Genomic DNA, 18,491 nt, shown 5'->3' with positions numbered 1-18,491 from the left:
GGCTCAACGCCGTTTCAGGAGGCCCGATTCCAGGGCCACCACCACCGCGCGCGTGCGGTCGTTGACGTCCAGCTTGGCGAAGACGCGCAGGAGGTGGGTCTTCACCGTCGCCTCGCCGATGAACAGCCTGCGGCCGATCTCCGCGTTCGACAGGCCGTCCGCGACCGCTTCGAGCACGTCCGCCTCGCGGGCGGTCAGGGCGACCGGGGCGGGCCGCCGCATCCTGGCCACCAGGCGCTGGGCGACGCGCGGGGCGAGGACCGTCTCTCCGCGTGACGCGGCGTGGATGGCGTCCACCAGCTGCTCCCGGGTGGCGTCCTTGAGCAGATAGCCGGTGGCGCCCGCCTCCACGCCGCGTTCGATGTCCGCGTCGGTGTCGTAGGTGGTGAGGATCAGCACCCGGGTCGGGGCGGGGCCCGCGACGATCTCCGTGGTGGCGCCGACGCCGTCGAGGACGGGCATGCGCAGGTCGAGCAGGGCGACGTCCGGGCGGAGCCGTTCGACCAGGGCGACCGCCTCGCGGCCGTTGCCCGCCTCGCCGACGATGTCGAGCGTCGGTTCGGAGCCGAGCAGGGCGACCAGCCCCGCACGCATCACGGTGTAGTCGTCGGCCAGGACGATGCGCAGCGGTGCGGAGGTGGGCGTCATGACTCCGGGGACCTCTCGTGCAGGGGGATGGTGGCGAGGACGCGGGTGCCGTCGCCGAGCGAGCTGGTGACGGTGAGCCCGCCGCCGAACTCCGCGAGGCGCCTGCGCATGCCGTCCAGGCCGAAGCCCCGGGAGTCCTCCACGACGAAGCCGCGCCCGTCGTCGGTGATCTCCAGCTCGGCGCCGCCGGGGTGGGCGGTGAGGACGACGCCCACGGTGGTCGCGGCCGCGTGTTTGCGTATGTTGGCCAGGGACTCCTGGGTGCAGCGGAGCAGGGCGACCCGGGTCGGCTGGTCGCAGTCGAGGTCCGCCAGCTCGGCGGTGACCGTGAGGCCGGTGTCCTCGGTGAAGCGGTCCAGGGTGCGGCGGAGCGTCGCGGCGACGGAGCCCGCCGCGACACCGCTGCTCGGCGCGGACCCCACCAGGACCCGGGCCTCGGCCAGATTCTCCCGGGCCGTCTGCTCGATGGACTGCAACTGCTGGGCACTGCGCGCCGGATCCGCGTCGAGCTGGGACCTGGCCGCCTCGGCGAGCACGATGATCGACGCGAAGCCCTGGGCGAGGGTGTCGTGGATCTCCCGGGCGAGGCGTTCGCGTTCCTCGGCCGCGCCCCGGCGCTTCTGGCTCTCGGCCAGTTCGAGCTGGGTGCTCTGCAACTCGGCGCGCAGGGCGGCCCGTTCGTCGCGCTGGGCCAGGGCCCTGGGGGTGAGCACGGCCATCAGGACCGCGACCGCCCAGACGGGGAGCGAGGAGAGGGTGTTGTGGAGGAAGACCTCCGGCTGCCCGCCCTCCCGCAGGCTCCCGCCGACCGTGATCCCCAGGGCCCCGAGCCCCGCGAAGAGGACGGCGCCCCGGGGGCTGTCCACGAAGACGATGAACTGCGCGAGCACCACGGTGTAGAGGGCGCCGAACCCGTCGCCCAGGTAGGCGAGGAGCCCGAGCCCCGCGGTGAGCACCGACAGATAGCCGTACGGACCCGGCATCCTGCTCCCGGGGCGCAGCCGCACCCGCGCGTAACAGGCGGCGATGAGGGCCGTCACGGCGAGGATGCCGAGCTTCCGGTCCCCGGGCGTCCCGCCCGCCGTCGTGACCAGGGTGACGAGGGCGACGAGGCCCCAGGACAGGGCCTCCCAGCCGTGGAGCACCCAGATCCAGAGCGGGTCGCCGCGTCGGGGCCGTTGAAGCATGTCCGTCAGCCTACGGGGACGGCCGGGGCGGGCCGGGGGGTCGCCTTGGTGCGGGAACGGGGCCAGGCGCGGTCGCCGAGGAGCAGCAGGAGCGATGGGAGGATCATCATCCGGATCACCACGGCGTCCAGGAGGACGGCGACCGCGAGGCAGAAGCCCATCTGCTTCATCTCGGTGAGGTGCAGGAAGACGAAGGCCGCGAAGATCGTGACCATGACCAGGGCGGCGCTCGTGACGACCTTCGCCGAGCGGGCGATGCCTTCGAGCACCGCTTCCCGGGCCGTCATGCCGTGGTCCATGGCCTCCTTGATCCGGCTGACGACGAAGACCTGGTAGTCCATCGAGAGGCCGAAGAGCAGCACGAAGAGGAAGAGCGGTACGCGGGAGGCGATGGCGCCGAGCGAGTCGAAGTCCAGCAGTCCTTCGGCCCAGGTGCCCTGGAAGACCAGGACGAGTGCGCCGAGCGCGGCGGCGGCCGAGAGCAGGTTGAGGACGACGCCGATCAGGCCGATGACCGCCGAGCGGAAGGCGACCGCGGTCGTGACGAAGGTGAACAGCAGCAGGAAGCCGATCACCAGCGGCAGTTTGCCGCGTTCGTGGTGCACGTAGTCCTGCCCGCGTGCCACGTCGCCGCTGACCGCCGTGTCGGCGCCGGTCAGCCTGCCGACGGTGGCGGGGATGTAGCGGTCGCGGAGGTGGTCCAGGGACGCGATGGCCTCGTCGGAGGGCGCGGGGTGCGGGACGGCGAGTTCGAGCACGGTGACCCGGCCGTCGGCGGAGGTGCGCAGGACGGGCTTCGCGGTGCGGGCGAAGAGCGGGTCGGCCTGGGCGCGCCGCCCGAGTTCGGTCAGCGCCGCCCTGGCCTCGGGCGCGCGGCCGGGGCCGGTACGGGTCACCACCTCGTGCTTCACGAGGAGTTCGGGGTACACCGCGGTCAGCCGGTCGTACACGCGCATGGCCGGGATCGAGCGGGAGAAGGTGTCCTTGCCGGGGTCGACGAGCTTGAGGCCCAGAGCGGGCGCGGCGATGGCGAGCATGAGCAGGACCGAGGCGCACAGCGTGGCCACGGGGTGGCGCCGGGCGGGGCGCAGGAGGGCGGTGAACATCCGGCCGTTCTCGGGCTTCGGGCGCTTCGCGGCGACGGGCGCCCCGCGCTTCGCCCGTCGGGCGGCCCTGTGCGCGGCGCGGCGCCCGGCGCGGTGGCCGAGCTTGACCAGCAGGGCGGGGAGGACGGTGAGCGAGCTGAGCACGGCCACGGCGACGACGAGGATGGTGCCGGTGGCCAGCGAGGAGAAGATGACGTCCGTGGCGAGGTAGAGGGTCGCGGTGCAGACGATCACCGCGAGGCCGGAGACCACCACGGCCCGCCCGGCCGTCGCCGCCGCCAGCTCCACCAGTGCCTCGGGGCCGAGGCGGCCGCCCGCGCGGGCCCGTTCCTCTCGTTCGCGCTTCAGGTAGAAGAGGGTGTAGTCGACGCCGACCGCGAGGCCCATGAGCAGGATCATGTTGGTGCCGACGCCCGGGTCGGGCAGCAGGTGCGAGGCCAGCATGGACAGGCCCATGGTCGCGGCGATCGAGGAGAGCGCGAGCAGCAGCGGCACCCCGGCCATGACGACCGAGCCGAAGACGGCCAGCAGGATGACGAGCGTGACCGGCAGGGAGAGCCGTTCGGAGAGCGCGAGGTCGTCGCCGCGCTGGTCGTTGACGCCCTTGCTGATGGCCGGTGACCCGGTCTCCTCCACGACGAGCTCCGGGTGGGCTTCGGCCACCTCGGCGGTCTCGGCGAGGAGCGGGACGACGTTCTTCTTGCCGTCCAGTTCGGCGCCCTCCATGACGACGCTCACCCGCAGGGCGGTGCCGTCCGCCGAGGGAACGGGCGCCTCCACCTCGCGGACTTCGTCCAAGGCGCGCATGCGGGCGGTGAGTTCGCGGGCGGCCCCGTTCGCCCGGGCGGTGTCCAGGGGACCGGAGGCGGACCGGATCAGGATGTGTTCGGTGGGCCGTCGCTGGAGGCCGGCGTCGGTGGCCATCGACTCGGCGTGACCGGCCTCGCCGACCCAGAAGTCCTTCGTGGTGGCCGCGTTGGAGCCCGCCGCGATGCCGGCCCCGAGGCAGAGGAGGACGAAGAGGAACCATCCGGTGATCGCGCGCCAGGGGTGCCGGGCGCTCCACCGGGCCAGGTGTACGGGTCGAAGTCTCATGCCCTCCATGCTGTTCGGGAGGAGGGTGCGCCCGGCAGCCTCGACCGGTGGAACCGGGGGTCCACCGGTCGGTGGACGCGGCCCTGGCCGGGCGGCTCCGTGTCAGATCCTGGCCGCGAGGCGCGCCTTCGCCTGGGGCCACTCGTCCGCGAGCAGGGAGAAGTACACCGTGTCGCGCCAGCTGCCGTCCGGGCGGCGGCGGTGGCGGCGCAGGACGCCCTCGTGGCGGGCGCCGAGGCGGGCGATCGCCTTCTGGGAGCGGTCGTTGAGGTGGTCGGTCTTCAGCTGGACGCGGCCCATGCCCAGGTCCTCGAAGGCGTGGGTGAGCAGGAGCAGCTTGGTCTCCGTGTTGACGGCGGTGCGCCAGTGGGCGCGGCCGTACCAGGTCGCGCCGATCTCCAGGCGCTCGTGCGCCACGTCGATGTCCAGGAAGGACGTCCAGCCGATGGCCCGCCCGGTGGCCAGGTGGACGACGGCGAAGGGGACGTACGACGCCTTCGCGAGCATGGCGGCGAGCGCGGCCTCCATGTCCTGACGGGTGCGGGGCACCGGGCCGCCGAGCCAGCGCCAGACCTCGTCGTCGTCACCACCGGCGGCGAAGAGGTCGTCCAGGTGGGCGGGGTCGAGCGGTTCGACGCGGACGTGGCGGCCGGTCAGGGTCACGGGGAGGGGGCGCGTGGCGGTCATGCCCGTCACCCTACCCTCATACGCACTAGCGTCAACATGTTTTTGCACTAGTGCGTATTGCCTGCGTCCTCCGTGTCCGCCTCCCCCTCGCGCTCCGCCGCCGTGCGCATGGCCGCCGCCATCGACCGGATCTCGGGCAGCTCGTCGTACAGCGCCTGGCCGGGGCAGCTCGTCCGGTACGTGTCGCGGTGGCCGGAGATGACGTTCAGTACGGCCACCTCGCCCTTGGGGTAGCGGCTCGCGTCATTGGTCGAGCGCAGCTTCACCTTGCCGCGCGGGTCCTCGCCGGGCAGCAGCTTCCAGGCGGCGATCGAGGCCAGTGCCCTCAGGACGGGGCCCGGGACCTCCGCGCCGTCCCGGTAGTCGCCGAGCACCGCGATGCCCACGCTGTCGGCGTTGAAGCCGGTGGTGTGGGCGCCGCGCACCGAGCGCGCGATGCCACCGGCCCGGCCCTCGTAGATCGTGCCGCACCGGTCGACCAGGAAGTTGTAGCCGATGTCGTCCCAGCCCCGGCTCCTGACGTGGGCCTCCTCGACGTTCCGGATCAGCTCGGGCGCCTCGGCGCAGTCGTAGTCGTTCGTCTCGCCCGTGTGGTGGACGAAGACCGCGCGCACAGCGCCCGTGTAGACGGCACGTTCCCGGACGATGGACTCGTCCGCGTGCCAGGCCGTCCGGCTGACGATCACCGGCTGCGGCGCCGCCGCCGCCCGCGTGCGGGGGGCGGCGGGCGGCTCGGCCAGGACGTGGGGCACCGGGGCGTCCCGCGGCACCAGCAGAGCCAACGGGAGGACCGCGGCACCCAGCCATATTCGGTGGGGCCACATGGCTCCACCCTGCGGCCATCCCGCCCCGCCCGCAGATGAGGTGGCCGATCGGGTGAAATCGCGCCGGACGGGGAATAGGCCGGGCCACGTCCGGGGCCGCCGCTCCCGGCGATATCCTGGGGGCAGCAGCGGGCCGGTGACGGCCACTGCGCGGCGGTGGGGCCCGCCGTACCCGAACCGCGAGCGCTCACGCGCCGCCAACGGTCCCTACTTGCGCAGACGCGCGCCCGTAACCGATGGGCGCCCCGGCAGGTAGGAGACGTATGCCCGGCATCCTTACGAAGAACCCGCAGACCGCGGTCGTCGCCGCGGTCGCGCTCGGCGGCGCGACCGGCGCCTCCGCCCGCTACGGCGCCGCGCTCCTGTGGCCCACCGCCACCGGCGGCTTCCCCTGGACGACCCTGGTGGTCAACATGACCGGCTGCGCGGTCATCGGCGTGTTCATGGTGGTGATCAGCGAGGTGTGGGCGGCGCACCGGCTGGTGAGACCGTTCTTCGGGACCGGGGTCCTCGGCGGGTTCACCACCTTCTCGACGTACGCGGTCGACATCGAACAGCTCGTGTCCAGGGACCGGGCGGGCACCGGACTGGTCTATCTCGGAGTGACACTGCTCGCGGCCCTCGCGGCGGTGTGGAGCGCGGTGTGGCTGACCCGCCGCGCACTGGCGTGGAGGCAGGCATGACGACACCCGTGACCGAACCGGGACTGCGGCTGACCGTGCTGGTCGGCGAGTCCGACAGCTGGCACCACCGGCCCGTCTACACGGAGATCGTGCACCGGGCGCACGCCGCCGGACTGTCCGGCGCCAGCGTCTTCCGGGGCATCGAGGGCTTCGGCGCCTCCTCGGTGATCCACACCCAGCGGCTGCTGTCCCTCAGCGAGGACCTGCCGGTGGCGGTGGTGATCGTGGACACGGAGGAGGCGGTACGGGCGTTCCTGCCGGAGATCGCCGAGCTGACCAACGGCTGCCCGGTCACCCTGGACGCCTGCGAGATCGTGCGGAGCCCGGGGATACAGGGGGAGCAGGAGTGAACTGGCTGCTCGTGATCGCCGGAGCGGCGGTCGGCGCCCCGCTGCGCTATCTCACCGACCGCGCCGTGCAGTCCCGCCACGACACCGTCTTCCCGTGGGGGACGTTCACCGTCAACGTGACCGGCTGCCTGATCCTGGGCACGCTGACCGGGGCGGTGGCGGCCGGGGCGGCCTCCTCGCACCTTCAGCTGCTGCTCGGGACCGGGCTCTGCGGGGCGCTGACCACGTACTCCACGTTCAGCTACGAGACGCTGCGGCTCGCGGAGGACGGGGCCCGCTTCTACGCGGCGGCCAACGTGGTGGTCAGCGTCGTCGCGGGGCTCGGCGCAGCCTTCGCGGGCGTCACGCTCGCCGGGGCCCTCTGGGCCTGACCCGGCGCTCGGAGGGCGGCGCGGTGATGGTGACGGGCACGCCGGAGGGGGCCTGCGCGCCGGTGATCCGGCTCAGCTCCTCGCCGCCGGAGCGGACCTCCGCGATCCGCGGGGTGATGCCCGCGTCGGCCATCAGCCGGGTCATGTCGCGGCGCTGGCTGGGCAGCACCAGCGTGACGACGCTGCCGGACTCCCCGGCCCGGGCGGTGCGGCCGCCCCGGTGCAGGTAGTCCTTGTGGTCGGCGGGCGGATCGACGTTGACGACGAGGTCCAGGGCGTCGATGTGGATGCCGCGTGCCGCGACGTTGGTCGCGACCAGGACCGAGACGTGCCCGGACTTGAAGCGCTCCAGGGTGCGGTTGCGCTCCGGCTGCGACTTCCCGCCGTGCAGCGCGGCCGCCCGGACCCCGCTGTTGAGGAGATGGGCGGTCAGCTCGTCCACGGCGTGCTTGGTGTCCAGGAACATGAGCACCCGGCCGTCGCGCGCCGCGATCTCCGTCGTGGTGGCGAACTTGTCGGAGGGCCGTACGTAGAGCACGTGGTGCTCCATCGTCGTCACGGCGCCCGCGGCCGGGTCCACCGAGTGGACGACCGGGTCGTTCAGATAGCGCCGGACGAGCAGGTCGACGTCGCGGTCCAGGGTCGCCGAGAACAGCATGCGCTGGCCGCCCACCGGGATCTGGTTGAGCAGCTGGGTGACCTGGGGCATGAACCCCAGATCGGCCATCTGGTCCGCCTCGTCCAGCACCGTCACCTCGACCCGGTCCAGGACGCAGTCGCCGCGCTCGATGAGGTCCTTGAGGCGGCCCGGCGTGGCGACGACGACCTCGGTGCCCCCGCGCAGCGCCGCCGTCTGGCGGCCGATCGACATCCCGCCGACGACGGTCGCCAGGCGCACCCGCAGCGGCTTCGCGTACGGGGTCAGCGCGGCGGTCACCTGCTGGGCCAGCTCGCGGGTGGGGACCAGGATCAGGGCGCGCGGGTGCCGGGCCTCCGCACGGTGCCCCGCCGTGCGCGCCAGCACCGCCAGGCCGAAGGCGAGGGTCTTGCCGGAGCCGGTGCGGCCCCGGCCCAGCACGTCGCGCCCGGCCAGCGAGTTCGGCAGGGTGGCCGCCTGGATCGGGAACGGCTCGGTGAACCCCTGCGCGGTCAGTGCCGTCAGCACGGCGTCGGGCAGGTCCAGTTCGGCGAAGGCCGCGACGGGCGGCAGCGCCGGAGTGACGGTCCGCGGCAGCTCGTACTCGCCCTGCCGGGCCACGGGCTTACGGCCCTTTCCGCCGAAGCGGCGGTCGGGGGCCCCGGGGCGGCCCGCGCCCCGGGTGCGGAAGCCGCCGCCCGCGCGGGAGCCCGGGGCGCCCTGGCCACGGGAACGGGAGGAGCGGTCGTGCGGGCGGGGGGTGCGGTCGCGGTTCAAGCGGAACCTTTTCGTCTGGGGATGCGCGCTCTTTCCGATGGTAACCGGGGCCGGTGCGGGGCGCCGGGCCCGGAAAGTCGGCCCGGAACAAGGACACTGACCGGCCGGTCAGTTGATGACAGCCCGGGCAGGGGCCATAATGTGCGGGTAGCCCTTCACGCATCCCCCGTCGTGAAGGGCTACACCCCTTTGTGGGCGCACGCGGCGGCGCGCACCGGCGTCTTCACGGGCAAGGGACTCCCCTCGTGGCCCCCTGCCCGTGTTTTTTCGAGTTAACAGTGACGTAGAGTGTTTGCGCAAGCCCGCTCCGGGCACCGGATCAGATTGTTCCGCTTGTCGCCCGCTCCGGCAGCCCGACCGGAAGGGCGCGGTCCGCGGTTCGTTACAGTACGAGCCCGTTGACCGAATCGAGCGCCGCCCGGGCCGGACAGGGGTCCGCGGCGGACGTGAACGTGGGGGCCGGATGGACAACGGCGTAGAGCGCGCGCCGGAGCTGCGGACGCTGCGCCAGAAGGTCGAGTACATGGTCGAGAAGACCTTCCCCGGCCGCAGGATCTCGGGCCGGTTCTTCGCCGACCTGGTCAAGGAGCGCGGCGGATCGCTCTCCCACAGCTACTTCTCCAACATCCTGGCGGGCAAGGTGACCCAGCCCTCCGAGGAGATCCTGAAGGCGCTCGGCCTGGGCTTCGGCGTGGACTGGCGGTTCTTCAAGGAGGAGTCCGAGGTCGTGGACGACGTCGTGGCCGGGCTCCAGTTCCTCGCCAAGCGGCGGACGGGCGAGATCAGCGGGCTCGCCGGGCGCGGGCTCGACGACGACGGGCTGCCGCCGGAACTGCTGCGGTTCGCGATGTCCCTGCTGCGGGACGCCGAGGAGCGCACGCCCCCGGCCGACGGCGGACAGCAGGGCTGAGCCGTGTCCATGCGGAAGTTGCGGAGGGAGTGCGAGGAGGGGCTCGCGGAGCTGCCGCTGCCCTCGCCGTTCTCCATACCCGGCCTGGTGGCCAACATGGAGGCGGCCCGGGGCCGGACCATCGTGCTGCACGAGATGCCCGACCGGCTGGCGCGCGTCAACGCCGCCTGCGGACTGCGCCTGAAGTCCGGGGACACCAGCTTCGTGCTGTACCGCAGGCGCCCCACCGAGTACCAGACCCAGCACGTCATCCTGCACGAGTTGTGCCACGAGTGGTTCGACCACGGCACCTCGCTCGACGCGGAACAGCTCCAGCGGCTGCTGCCCGTCTTCGACACCTCGCTCATCTCACGGATGGTCGGCCCGGACGCGGTGCTCGCCCCGGACGCCGTGCAGGCACGCGCGCAGTACGACACCCACGACGAACGCATGGCCGAATTCGGTGCCTCGCTGATCCCCCGGCTGGCCCGGGACGTCACGAGCGATGACATGGTGGGGCGGCTCGCCAACTCGCTCTCGCGCCCGGTCGCCCACCGGCGCGGCGGCCTGTTCCGGCGCCCGTGACATCCGTACGGCCCGACCGCACTCCCCCCACCCCCGAGGACTTACGCCGTGACCCCGCTCGACCTCGCCGGCTATCTCATAGCGGGCCTGATGACAGCCGTCGCCCTGTGGCGCATGCCGGCCGCCCTGTGGGGTGACGAGGAGGACCGGCGCCGCCGCGCACTGTGGGGGTGTTACGCGGGATTCGCGCTGGCGCTCTGGACGAAGACCCGGTTCGTGCGCGTCGGGCTCAACGACAGCCCGGTGACCGACCTGTCCGTCCTCATCAAGCACTACACCGCGACCATCGCGATTCTGGCCATTCTCAGCTACATCGTGGCGATCTACGGCCGGTACGCGGACGAGGGCGACATCCCCCGGCACGTACGGTTCGCCCGGCTCATCCAGCAGGTCGCGACCAAGGCGTCGGTCGCCACCCTGGTGCTGCTCACCGTGCTGTTCTTCACCGTGGTCGACCGTTCCGCACCCTCGGACCGCTTCGTCGCGGACCACGCCGGGCAGTGGGGCGCCACGCTGTACATGAGCGTGTTCTACCTCTACCTCGGCGCCGCGTCCGCCGTCTGCGCGTACCAGTGGGCCCTGGCCACCGGGAGCGCCCGGATGCGCCATCTGCGCGTCGGGCTCGGGATGATGACGTTCGCCATGTTCATCGGCGTCGGCTACACCGTCAGCCGGACGCTGTTCCTCTGGGTCAGCGTCGTGGACCGGCCGAGCGAGTCCTTCGCGCTGGACTTCGACGAGGTCACCGAGGCCGCCCAGGTCGTCCTCTTCCTCTTCTTCGCGGTCGGCGCCTCCATCCCGGCCCTGAGCAACGTCCGCCGCCGGGCCAAGCTCTGGCGGGCGCAGGCCCGGCTGCACGGCCTCTGGTACGAGCTGATGACCGCCTTCCCGGACCAGCCCTTCGAGCCGCCGCGCCCGCTCCTGCGGGAGCTGACGCGCTTCGACACGCCCGCCGACCTGCGCGTCGACCGCTGGGCCGCGGACATCGCGGACGCGGTCGAGAAGCTGCGCCACTACGTGCCGGACACCCTCCTGCCCGCCGCGGAGGCGGCCGCCGGGGCCGGTTCCGGCTCGCCGCTCGCCGACGCGTACTGGATCAAGGCGGCGCTGACCGCCCGGGACGCCGGGGCGCCGGCCGGGAAGGCGGCGGCCTTCTCCGCCCAGCACGCCACCGACCAGGACGGCGAGGTCGCCTGGCTGGTCCGGGTCGCGGCGGCCTACCGGACGGTGACCCCGGAGCGGGCCCGTCGGATCCTCGACACCTGTGACACAGCGGGCAAGGAGCAGCCGGCATGACCACCACCGACGCCACCGGACCCACCGGCACCACAGCCGCCCCCGAGCACCCGCTCGCGCGGCGGGTGACCGACGTACTCCAGCCGCGCAACGTGCTGCTCGTCGGCATGCTCGCCATCGGCCTCGCGGCGGCCGGTGAGTGGACCGGGCTGCTCTGGGGGCTGCTCGGCGCGCTGTGCGCGGGGATCGTGCCCGCCGGGTACATCGAGTGGGAGCGGGGTCGCGGCACCTGGGGCGACCGCCATGTCGTGGACCGCACCAAGCGGGCACCGATCTTCTTCGTGATCCTGGGCTCGATCGGCGCCGGTTCGGCGGTCATGGTGCTGGGCGGGGCGCCCGCCGGGATCCTGGCCGCGATGCTCGCGCTGTGGGCGATGACGGTCGTGCTGCTGGCGGTCAACACGGTGTGGAAGATCTCCGTGGACGCCTCTGTGGCCTCGGCCGTGGTCGCCCTGCTGGCCGCCGTCCACTCGCCGTGGTGGCTCTTCGGCTACGCGATGGCGGCGGCGGTCTCCTGGTCCCGGGTGGCGCTCGGCTACCACACGGTCGGCCAGGTCACGGCGGGGACGGCGCTGGGCGCGGCGACGGCGGCGGCGTTCCTGTTCGTGTGAACCGGGCTCAGGGCTCCGGGACCGCGGCGTCCGGCTCCTCCCGGGTCCGCGAGGCCATGACCGCGATGTCGTCCTCGGCGCCGGGGCCGAAGCGTTCGAGCACCCGGTCCAGGAAGGTCTCCAGATCGCCGCTGTCCGGCAGGGTCAGTTCCCCCAGCCGGGCGACGCACGTGTCGATGTCCTCGCCGCGCCGCTCCACGAGCCCGTCGGTGTACATGAACAGCACCGTGCCCGGGCCGCACTCCATCACCGTCGACCGGTAGCCGCCGAACCCGGTGCCGAGCGGCGGCGCCGCCGGTACGTCGCAGATCCGGGTGCCCGCCGCGCCCGGGTCGAGGAAGACCGGCGGCAGGTGGCCCGCGCTCGCCACCTCGCACAGCCCGCCGTCCGCGTTCACCGCGGCGAGCAGACAGGTCGCCGCCCGGTCGATCCCGGACCGCTCCACCATCCGGTCCAGCTGTTCCAGGATGCGGTGCGGGGGCAGTTCCTCGTCGGCGAGGAGGCGCAGCAGGGAGCGGTAGTGGCTCATCGCGACGGCCGCCTCCACGCCGTGCCCCATGACGTCGCCCATCGCCTTGAGGTGCCGCCCGTCGGGCAGCGGGATGACGTCGAACCAGTCACCGCCCACCAGGACGCTGCGGTCGGCCGGCAGATAGCGGGTGGCGACCTCGATGTGCGGGTGGGGCGGCCGGGGCTCGGAGAGCAGGGAGCGCTGGAGCTCCAGGGCGATGGTGTGCTCGTGGGTGAAGCGGCGGGCGTGGTCGAGATGGACGGCGGCCCGTCCGGCGAGCTCCCTGGCCACCACCACGTCGTCGTCCGAGAAGACGGGCGAGCCGCCGGCCCTGAGCAGGCCGAGCACGCCGATCGGTGCCCCGCGCACGGAGATGGGCACGGCGACCGCCGAGTGCAGCCCGAGCTCCCGGTAGGCGGCGGCCCGGTCGGGCGTGGGCGCGGCACGGGCCACCCGCTCCTCGTCGGTGAACTCCTCCACGACAGGCAGGTTGGTGGCCAGGCAGCGGGGTACGGCGGCTTCCTGCTGGTAGTCGATGTAGTCGCCGGCCACCCCGAACCGGGCGATCCCGCGGGCCAGCCCGCGCACGGACGACATCGCGGCGCGGCGCAGCCGCACCACGTCGGGCGGCGCGGGGCGGACCGGCGGGGCGACGTCGCGGGGGAAGACCTCGACCGTCGCGACGTCGGCGAGGCCCGGGACGACCAGGTCGGTCAGCTCGGCGCAGGTGGTGTCCATGTCGAGGGTGGTGCCGATGCGGGTGTTCGCGCTGTCGAGGAGGGAGAGGTGGCGCTGGGCCTGGGCGAACCGCCGCTGTTCGTCGTCGGCCATGACCTCCAGCACGATCCCGACGACGCCGACGACCCGGCCGTCCACCTCCAGGCGGTGGTAGGCCCCGTGCCAGTAGACCCGGGCGGTCCCGGACTCGGCGGGCAGCCGGCCGCTGGAGGTGACCTCGCGGGCCCGGCCGTCCGCGAGCACGGCGCGCATCAGGTCCTCGCGGGCGTCGATGTCGGGCAGCACCTCGCTGGGGCGGCGGCCGATGTGGGCCGCGGGCGGGATGCCGTTGTGGCGTACGAGGGACGGGTTGACGTACACGTAGCGCAGCTCGGTGTCGAACACGCCCACGCCCGCCGTCGTGCCGTCGAGCACGGCGGCGAGCGCCGAGACGTCGATGGACGGCGGATGGTGGGCGTGCACCGGCAAGACGAACCTCCTGGGACAGGGCGCGGGCCGCCTGCTGCCCGGCCCTTCATCCTCGATCGCCCCGCCTGCTCCCGCATCCGCAGACCGCCGGGTGGCGGCACCCCTCAGGTCGTGCTTGCCGCGTACGAGCCCGGGGTCGTGCCGAAGGCGTGGCGGAAGGACTGGATGAAAGCGCTCGGCCCGCTGTAGCCGCAGGCCACGGCCACCGAGGTGACCGAGCCGCCCGAAGCGAGCAGGGTCAGCGCGTGGTGCAGACGGAGCTGGGTGCGCCACTGAGGGAACGACATCCCGGTCTCCGCGCGGAAGAGCCGGCTCAGGGTGCGGGACGCGGCGCCGACGGCCGCGCCCAGCTCGGTGAGGGTCCGCCCGTCCGCCGGGTCGTCCTGGAGGATGCGGGCGATGTCGCGCAGCCGGGCGTCGGCCGGGGTGGGCAGGCAGACCCCGAGCGGTTCGACCCGGCGCAGCTGGTCGAGCGCGACGCGCTCCAGGTTGCGCCTGCGGCGCGCGTCGCCGGTGAGGTCCGTGTCGTCGGTCAGGCAGGCCACGACCTCGCGCAGCAGCGGGGTGACGGCGAGGACGGTCGGCCGGTCGAGCCGGAGCGGATTGTCGGCCGGGGCGAAGCTGAGCGCCCGCAGCTCCGTCGGCCCGTACGCGCGGTGCGCGTGGACGACACCGGCCGGGATCCACACCGCCCGGTGCGGGGGCACGGCCCAGACGCCGCCCGAGGTGGCGACCTCCAGGACCCCGCGGGAGGGGCAGACGAGCTGGTGCTCCAGGTGGTGGTGGCTCTCGATGCGCTCCTGGTGCGCGAGCGGGACCCGGGCGGGGCCGTGCAGAGTGCGGCAGGTCGGCGACATAAGCAGGCAGATTATCGCTAGCCCGCTCCGGGGTGCGGCCGGAATCCTCGAAGGGACCTTCAGCGAGGAGCACCTTCATGACCACCGACAACGCCGCGCGGGCCGGGGCCCCGCCCGCCGCGGCCGCCGAGCCCGTCTCCGCCTGGCGGCGGATGCGGATGTGGGGCACCGCGCACGCCGTGGACGACCTCTACCAGGGCCTCGTGCCCGCCTGCGTCCCGTACTTCGTGCTCGACCGGGGCTACAGCTATGTCGCCGCCTCCGGGCTGACCCTCGCGGCGGCCCTCGGCAGCTCGGTGCCGCAGCCGTTCATCGGGCTCGCGGTGGACCGCTACCGGCTGCCCCGGCTGGCGCCCGCCGGGCTCGCCGTCGCCGGGATCGGGCTCGGTCTGTCCGGTCTGGTGCGGCCGTACGCCGCCGTCTGGCTGCTGATCCTGCTCTCCGGACTCGGCGTGGCGATGTTCCACCCGGCGGCGGGCAAGGCGGCCCGGGAGGCGGCGGGTGACAGCGCGTCCGCGATGAGCGTCTTCGCGGCGGGCGGCAGCGTCGGCTTCTTCCTGGCCCCGGTGCTCGCGACCCCGGCCCTCGTCGCGCTGGGGGTCGGGGCGACGGTGCTCTTCATCCCGCCCGCCGTCCTGATGGCGTTCGTCGTGCTCCGGCACCGCCCGGCCGCCGCGCCGGTGCGCAAGGCCGGCCGGGCGGGGCGGGACCGGTGGCGGCCGTTCCTCTTCCTCACCGGAATCGAGGTGGTGCGCTCGGTGGCGTTCTTCGGCGCGATCACCTTCATCGAGCTGTTCTGGATCCGCCACCTCCACTCGGGCCGGGGCGTCGCCGGTGTCGCGCTCGCCTGCTTCCTGGTCGGCGGCGTCGCCGGCACCCTGCTCGGCGGCCGGATCGCGGACCGCGTCGGCATGGTCCGTACGGTGCAGCTGGGCGGTCTCGCGGCCGTGCCGGCCCTGATCGCGCTGCGGCTGGCCCCGGGGACCCTGCTGCCGCTGGTCTTCGCGGTCCTGGCGGGGCTGACGCTCAACGTGCCGTTCGCCGTCCTGGTGAAGCTGGGTCAGGACTACCTGCCGGGGCGCCCGGGGACGGCGGCCGGGGTCACACTGGGCCTCGCCGTCAGCATCGGGGGCCTGATCGCCCCGGCGCTGGGCGCGGCGGCGCAGGCGTACGGGCCGCAGGGCGTGTTCACGATCCTGTGCGGCGTCCCCGTACTGGCCGTGCTCCTCGGGCTGTTCCTCACCGAGCCGGAACCGTCCCCGGGTGGCTGACCGTCCCCTGTGACGGAGGCATGCTGTACGCGACACGGGCGGCACCACCGCCGCCCGGCCGCAGCACACCGAAGGGCACGCCATGGGATCGTCACCGCAACCGGGCTCGGTCGTACCGGACTTCACTCTTCCCGGTGGCGTGCTCGCCGGGGACTCCTTCGAGCGGCGCGACTACCGGCTCGCCGACGCACGCGGCCGTGCCCTGGTCCTCGCCTTCTACCCGGGCGACAACACCACCGTGTGCACGAAGCAGTTGTGCGCGTACTCCTCGGGAATGGAGACCTTCGAGGCGCTGGACGCGGAGGTGTGGGGGATCAGCCCCCAGGGTGTGGACAGCCATGAGGCGTTCGCCCGTGCCCACGGGCTGCGCATGCCGCTGCTGGCGGACCCGGGCCGGGAGACCGCCCGGGCCTTCGGCGTCGCGGCACCCGGGATCGGGGTGCGGCGCGCCGTCTTCCTGCTCGACGCGGAGGGGGTGCTGCGGTGGAAGCACGTGGCGCTGCTGGGGGCGACGTTCCAGTCCCTGGACACCCTGGCCGACCAGTTGTCCGGCATCAACAACAAGTAAAAGATTGCCGGGTTCCGGCAGTGTCGTCCGGGGGGTGCGTATGGGATCATCCAGCCAGTTCGACGGAAAAGCAGCACGGGGGTCTGCGGGGCCGGGAGGGGTGATCGGATGACCTTGTTCCTCGGTCTCGGCATCGCGGGGGTCGCCCTGCTCGCCCTGTCGCTGATCTTCGACGGGATCCTGGAGGGTCTTTTCGGGGGCCTCCTGGAGGGCCTGTTCGGCGGGCTCGTCTCCCTTCCGGTGATCGCGGGCTTCCTGTCGATGCTGGGCTTCGGCGGCGCCATCGTCCTCGGCACGACCGGTGCGGGGACCGTCGTCGCCACCGCGGCGGGGGTCGCGGCCGGGCTGGTCGCCGCCCTGCTGACCTGGAAGTTCAGCCGCGCCCTGATGCGGGACCAGACCGACGCGACCCCGCGCGGCGAGGACCTGGTCGGCACGTCGGGTTCGGTGGTCACCGCGATCCCGGCCGACGGCTACGGCGAGGTCCTGCTCCGCCTCGGCGGGCAGCTCGTGAAGCTGTCCGCGAGGAGCACGGTGCCGGTCGCGCGCGGCGCCGAGGTCTGGGTCGAGGCGTCGCTCTCCAGCACTTCGGTGTCGGTGCGTCCCGTCGAACGCTGACCGGCACGCCCGGCCCCATCACCGCTCGTCTCACGACTGCCCCCGTCAGGAGGCAGAGGGGGAAACCGCATGAGTCCCGTAATGATCGCGATCGTCGGAGTCGTCGTACTCCTCTTCCTGCTCGGCCTCGCCGTGATCACCCGTTACAAGGTGGCCGGCCCCAGCCAGGCGTTCATCATCACCGGCCGCCGCGGCAAGAAGTCCGTCGACCCGGTGACCGGCCGGACCAGCATCGACAACAGCGGCCAGAAGGTCGTCGTCGGCGGCGGCGTCTTCGTCGTGCCGTTCGTGCAGCAGAAGTTCACCCTGGACCTGTCCAGCCGGCACATCCCGGTCGCCGTGCGCGGCGCCGTCACCCTGCGCGGCGTCAAGGCGCACCTCGAAGGCGTCGCGATCGTCAAGGTCGGCGGCAGCGAGGACTCCATCCGGGCCGCCGCCCAGCGCTTCCTGCGCCAGCAGGACGGCATCGTCGGCTTCACCCAGGAGGTGCTCTCCGGCGCGCTGCGCGCCATCGTCGGCCGGATGTCCGTGGAGGACATCATCCGCGACCGCGCCGCCTTCGCGAGCCAGGTGGCGGAGGAGGCCGAGGCCAGCCTCTCCGGCCAGGGCCTGATCCTGGACGCCTTCCAGATCCAGGACATCACCACCGAGGGCTCCTACCTGGAGGACCTGGGCCGCCCGGAGGCCGCCCGCGCCAAGCAGGAGGCCGACATCGCGGAGGCCATCGCCCGCCGCGCCTCGGAGCAGGCCCGCCTGAAGGCCGCCGAGGAGATCGCCATCGCCGAGCGGACCTTCTACCTGAAGCAGGCCGAGATCAAGGCCGAGACCGAGGCGGCCGCCGCCCAGGCCGACGCCGCCGGTCCGCTCGCCGAGGCCGCCCGCCGCCAGGAGATCCTGACCGAGCAGGAGAAGGTCGCCGAGCGCCAGGCCGCGCTGACCGACCGCGAGCTCGACACCAAGGTCCGCAAGCCCGCCGACGCCGCCCGCTACCAGGCCGAGCAGGAGGCGGAGGCCCGCCGCATCGCCCAGGTCAAGGAGGCCGAGGCGGCCGCCGAGCGAGCCCGGCTCACCGGTCAGGGCGAGAAGCTGCACCGCTCCGCGCTCGCCGAGGCGGTGCGCATCGAGGGTGAGGCGGAGGCCGCCGCCATCGCGGCGCGCGGTTCGGCCGAGGCCGAGGCCATGCGGAAGAAGGCCGACGCCTTCGCGCAGTACGGCGACGCGGCCGTGCTCCAGATGCTCGTCGAGGTGCTGCCGCAGGTCGTCGCCAAGGCCGCCGAGCCGATGAGCGCGATCGACAAGATGACCGTCATCTCCACGGACGGCGCCAGTCAGCTGTCCCGCACGGTCACGGAGAACGTCGCCCAGGGCATGGAGCTGCTCAGCTCCACCACCGGGGTCGACCTCGCCGCGCTGCTCCAGAACCTGAAGGGCGCGGTGCCGAAGCCGGCCGGGCCGGTCGCTCAGGAGGCCCCGGCGGCCCCGGCCGAGAAGAACGGGAAGATCGAGATCGGCGACTGATCCCCCGTACCAGCGGACTCGCGTGCCCGGCCGGTTGCGCAACCGGCCGGGCATTCCTGTGCCGGGCCCGGGACCGTGACGGGGGCGGTGGCCGGAAATCGTGCCCAAGGGGTGGCGCATACCTCCGGATAAGGTAATGCGGGTCTAAAGAGATCACCAAGTGCCTCGCGCGTACCGCGCCCCTCGGGAGGAAGCC

General features: G+C 73.2%; 19 protein-coding genes. 11 read left to right on the top strand and 8 right to left on the bottom strand.

From position 1 onward, the window contains the following. Nucleotides 1–3: 3 nt before the first annotated feature. The 5 genes from ACZ6C6_RS19155 to ACZ6C6_RS19135 all read right to left on the bottom strand — a co-directional run bounded on the left by ACZ6C6_RS19155 (nucleotide 4) and on the right by ACZ6C6_RS19135 (nucleotide 5,547). The gene (locus tag ACZ6C6_RS19155) at nucleotides 4–648 is read right to left on the bottom strand and encodes a response regulator (RefSeq protein WP_469204230.1); all 645 of its coding nucleotides are present in this window, start codon (nucleotides 646–648) and stop codon (nucleotides 4–6) included. Further along, on the bottom strand, nucleotides 645–1,835 hold the full coding sequence (locus tag ACZ6C6_RS19150; RefSeq protein ID WP_469204228.1) for a sensor histidine kinase: 1,191 nt from the start codon (nucleotides 1,833–1,835) through the stop codon (nucleotides 645–647). The genes ACZ6C6_RS19155 and ACZ6C6_RS19150 overlap by 4 nt, the downstream gene beginning before the upstream one ends. Nucleotides 1,836–1,840: 5 nt before the next feature. Further along, nucleotides 1,841–4,036, bottom strand: coding sequence for an MMPL family transporter (locus tag ACZ6C6_RS19145; protein ID WP_469204226.1), 2,196 nt, complete (start codon nucleotides 4,034–4,036; stop codon nucleotides 1,841–1,843). A 102-nt stretch (nucleotides 4,037–4,138) separates the two neighbouring features. Then, nucleotides 4,139–4,723 (bottom strand): GNAT family N-acetyltransferase, encoded by a 585-nt coding sequence (locus tag ACZ6C6_RS19140; protein ID WP_469204224.1) that lies wholly within the window; start codon nucleotides 4,721–4,723, stop codon nucleotides 4,139–4,141. Between the two features lie 47 nt (nucleotides 4,724–4,770). Further along, a complete protein-coding gene (locus ACZ6C6_RS19135; protein ID WP_469204222.1) occupies nucleotides 4,771–5,547 on the bottom strand; it encodes a peptidoglycan recognition protein family protein in 777 nt (258 codons plus the stop codon). A gap of 263 nt (nucleotides 5,548–5,810) precedes the next feature. Here ACZ6C6_RS19135 and crcB (ACZ6C6_RS19130) point away from each other — a divergent pair, with 263 nt between their 5' ends. The 3 genes from crcB (ACZ6C6_RS19130) to crcB (ACZ6C6_RS19120) are packed head-to-tail and all read left to right on the top strand — an operon-like array spanning nucleotide 5,811 to nucleotide 6,951. After that, on the top strand, nucleotides 5,811–6,230 hold the full coding sequence (gene crcB, locus ACZ6C6_RS19130) for a fluoride efflux transporter CrcB (RefSeq protein WP_469204220.1): 420 nt from the start codon (nucleotides 5,811–5,813) through the stop codon (nucleotides 6,228–6,230). After that, a complete protein-coding gene (locus tag ACZ6C6_RS19125; RefSeq protein WP_469204218.1) occupies nucleotides 6,227–6,580 on the top strand; it encodes a DUF190 domain-containing protein in 354 nt (117 codons plus the stop codon). Before crcB (ACZ6C6_RS19130) ends, ACZ6C6_RS19125 begins: the two co-directional genes overlap by 4 nt. Beyond that, complete coding sequence (crcB, locus tag ACZ6C6_RS19120) at nucleotides 6,577–6,951, top strand: fluoride efflux transporter CrcB (RefSeq protein WP_469204216.1); 375 nt, start codon at nucleotides 6,577–6,579, stop codon at nucleotides 6,949–6,951. Before ACZ6C6_RS19125 ends, crcB (ACZ6C6_RS19120) begins: the two co-directional genes overlap by 4 nt. On the opposite strand, the gene ACZ6C6_RS19115 is transcribed toward crcB (ACZ6C6_RS19120), so the two are convergent. Then, the gene (locus tag ACZ6C6_RS19115; RefSeq protein WP_469204214.1) at nucleotides 6,923–8,365 is read right to left on the bottom strand and encodes a DEAD/DEAH box helicase; all 1,443 of its coding nucleotides are present in this window, start codon (nucleotides 8,363–8,365) and stop codon (nucleotides 6,923–6,925) included. The genes crcB (ACZ6C6_RS19120) and ACZ6C6_RS19115 overlap by 29 nt on opposite strands. Nucleotides 8,366–8,828: 463 nt before the next feature. On the opposite strand from ACZ6C6_RS19115, the gene ACZ6C6_RS19110 reads away from it, so the two are divergent. The 4 genes from ACZ6C6_RS19110 to ACZ6C6_RS19095 are packed head-to-tail and all read left to right on the top strand — an operon-like array spanning nucleotide 8,829 to nucleotide 11,746. Continuing rightward, nucleotides 8,829–9,275, top strand: coding sequence for a hypothetical protein (locus tag ACZ6C6_RS19110; RefSeq protein ID WP_469204212.1), 447 nt, complete (start codon nucleotides 8,829–8,831; stop codon nucleotides 9,273–9,275). Nucleotides 9,276–9,278: 3 nt separating this feature from the next. Then, on the top strand, nucleotides 9,279–9,839 hold the full coding sequence (locus ACZ6C6_RS19105; RefSeq protein ID WP_469204210.1) for a toxin: 561 nt from the start codon (nucleotides 9,279–9,281) through the stop codon (nucleotides 9,837–9,839). Between the two features lie 48 nt (nucleotides 9,840–9,887). Beyond that, a complete protein-coding gene (locus tag ACZ6C6_RS19100) occupies nucleotides 9,888–11,135 on the top strand; it encodes an MAB_1171c family putative transporter (protein ID WP_469204208.1) in 1,248 nt (415 codons plus the stop codon). Then, nucleotides 11,132–11,746 carry a hypothetical protein gene (locus ACZ6C6_RS19095; protein WP_469204206.1) on the top strand — a complete coding sequence of 205 codons (615 nt, stop codon included), beginning with the start codon at nucleotides 11,132–11,134 and terminating at the stop codon, nucleotides 11,744–11,746. The genes ACZ6C6_RS19100 and ACZ6C6_RS19095 overlap by 4 nt, the downstream gene beginning before the upstream one ends. A 7-nt stretch (nucleotides 11,747–11,753) precedes the next feature. On the opposite strand, the gene ACZ6C6_RS19090 is transcribed toward ACZ6C6_RS19095, so the two are convergent. Then, the gene (locus tag ACZ6C6_RS19090) at nucleotides 11,754–13,463 is read right to left on the bottom strand and encodes a SpoIIE family protein phosphatase (RefSeq protein WP_469204204.1); all 1,710 of its coding nucleotides are present in this window, start codon (nucleotides 13,461–13,463) and stop codon (nucleotides 11,754–11,756) included. 104 nt (nucleotides 13,464–13,567) lie between these two features. After that, nucleotides 13,568–14,320 carry an AraC family transcriptional regulator gene (locus tag ACZ6C6_RS19085; RefSeq protein ID WP_469204202.1) on the bottom strand — a complete coding sequence of 251 codons (753 nt, stop codon included), beginning with the start codon at nucleotides 14,318–14,320 and terminating at the stop codon, nucleotides 13,568–13,570. A 77-nt stretch (nucleotides 14,321–14,397) separates the two neighbouring features. Here ACZ6C6_RS19085 and ACZ6C6_RS19080 point away from each other — a divergent pair, with 77 nt between their 5' ends. The 4 genes from ACZ6C6_RS19080 (at nucleotide 14,398) to ACZ6C6_RS19065 (ending at nucleotide 18,295) form a co-directional block, all read left to right on the top strand. Then, nucleotides 14,398–15,591 carry an MFS transporter gene (locus ACZ6C6_RS19080; RefSeq protein ID WP_469204200.1) on the top strand — a complete coding sequence of 398 codons (1,194 nt, stop codon included), beginning with the start codon at nucleotides 14,398–14,400 and terminating at the stop codon, nucleotides 15,589–15,591. Between the two features lie 82 nt (nucleotides 15,592–15,673). Beyond that, nucleotides 15,674–16,159, top strand: coding sequence for a peroxiredoxin family protein (locus ACZ6C6_RS19075; protein WP_469204198.1), 486 nt, complete (start codon nucleotides 15,674–15,676; stop codon nucleotides 16,157–16,159). A gap of 108 nt (nucleotides 16,160–16,267) precedes the next feature. Continuing rightward, nucleotides 16,268–16,777: a hypothetical protein gene (locus ACZ6C6_RS19070; RefSeq protein WP_469204196.1), complete on the top strand. Its 510-nt coding sequence runs from the start codon at nucleotides 16,268–16,270 to the stop codon at nucleotides 16,775–16,777. 69 nt (nucleotides 16,778–16,846) lie between these two features. Next, a complete protein-coding gene (locus tag ACZ6C6_RS19065; RefSeq protein ID WP_469204194.1) occupies nucleotides 16,847–18,295 on the top strand; it encodes a flotillin family protein in 1,449 nt (482 codons plus the stop codon). The last annotated feature ends 196 nt before the right edge of the window (nucleotides 18,296–18,491 follow it).

The sequence above is a fragment of the Streptomyces sp. NPDC041814 genome (genome assembly GCF_055590565.1).
Note: the sequence above shows the minus strand (reverse complement) of the source record. Positions and strands in the feature narration are given on the sequence as shown.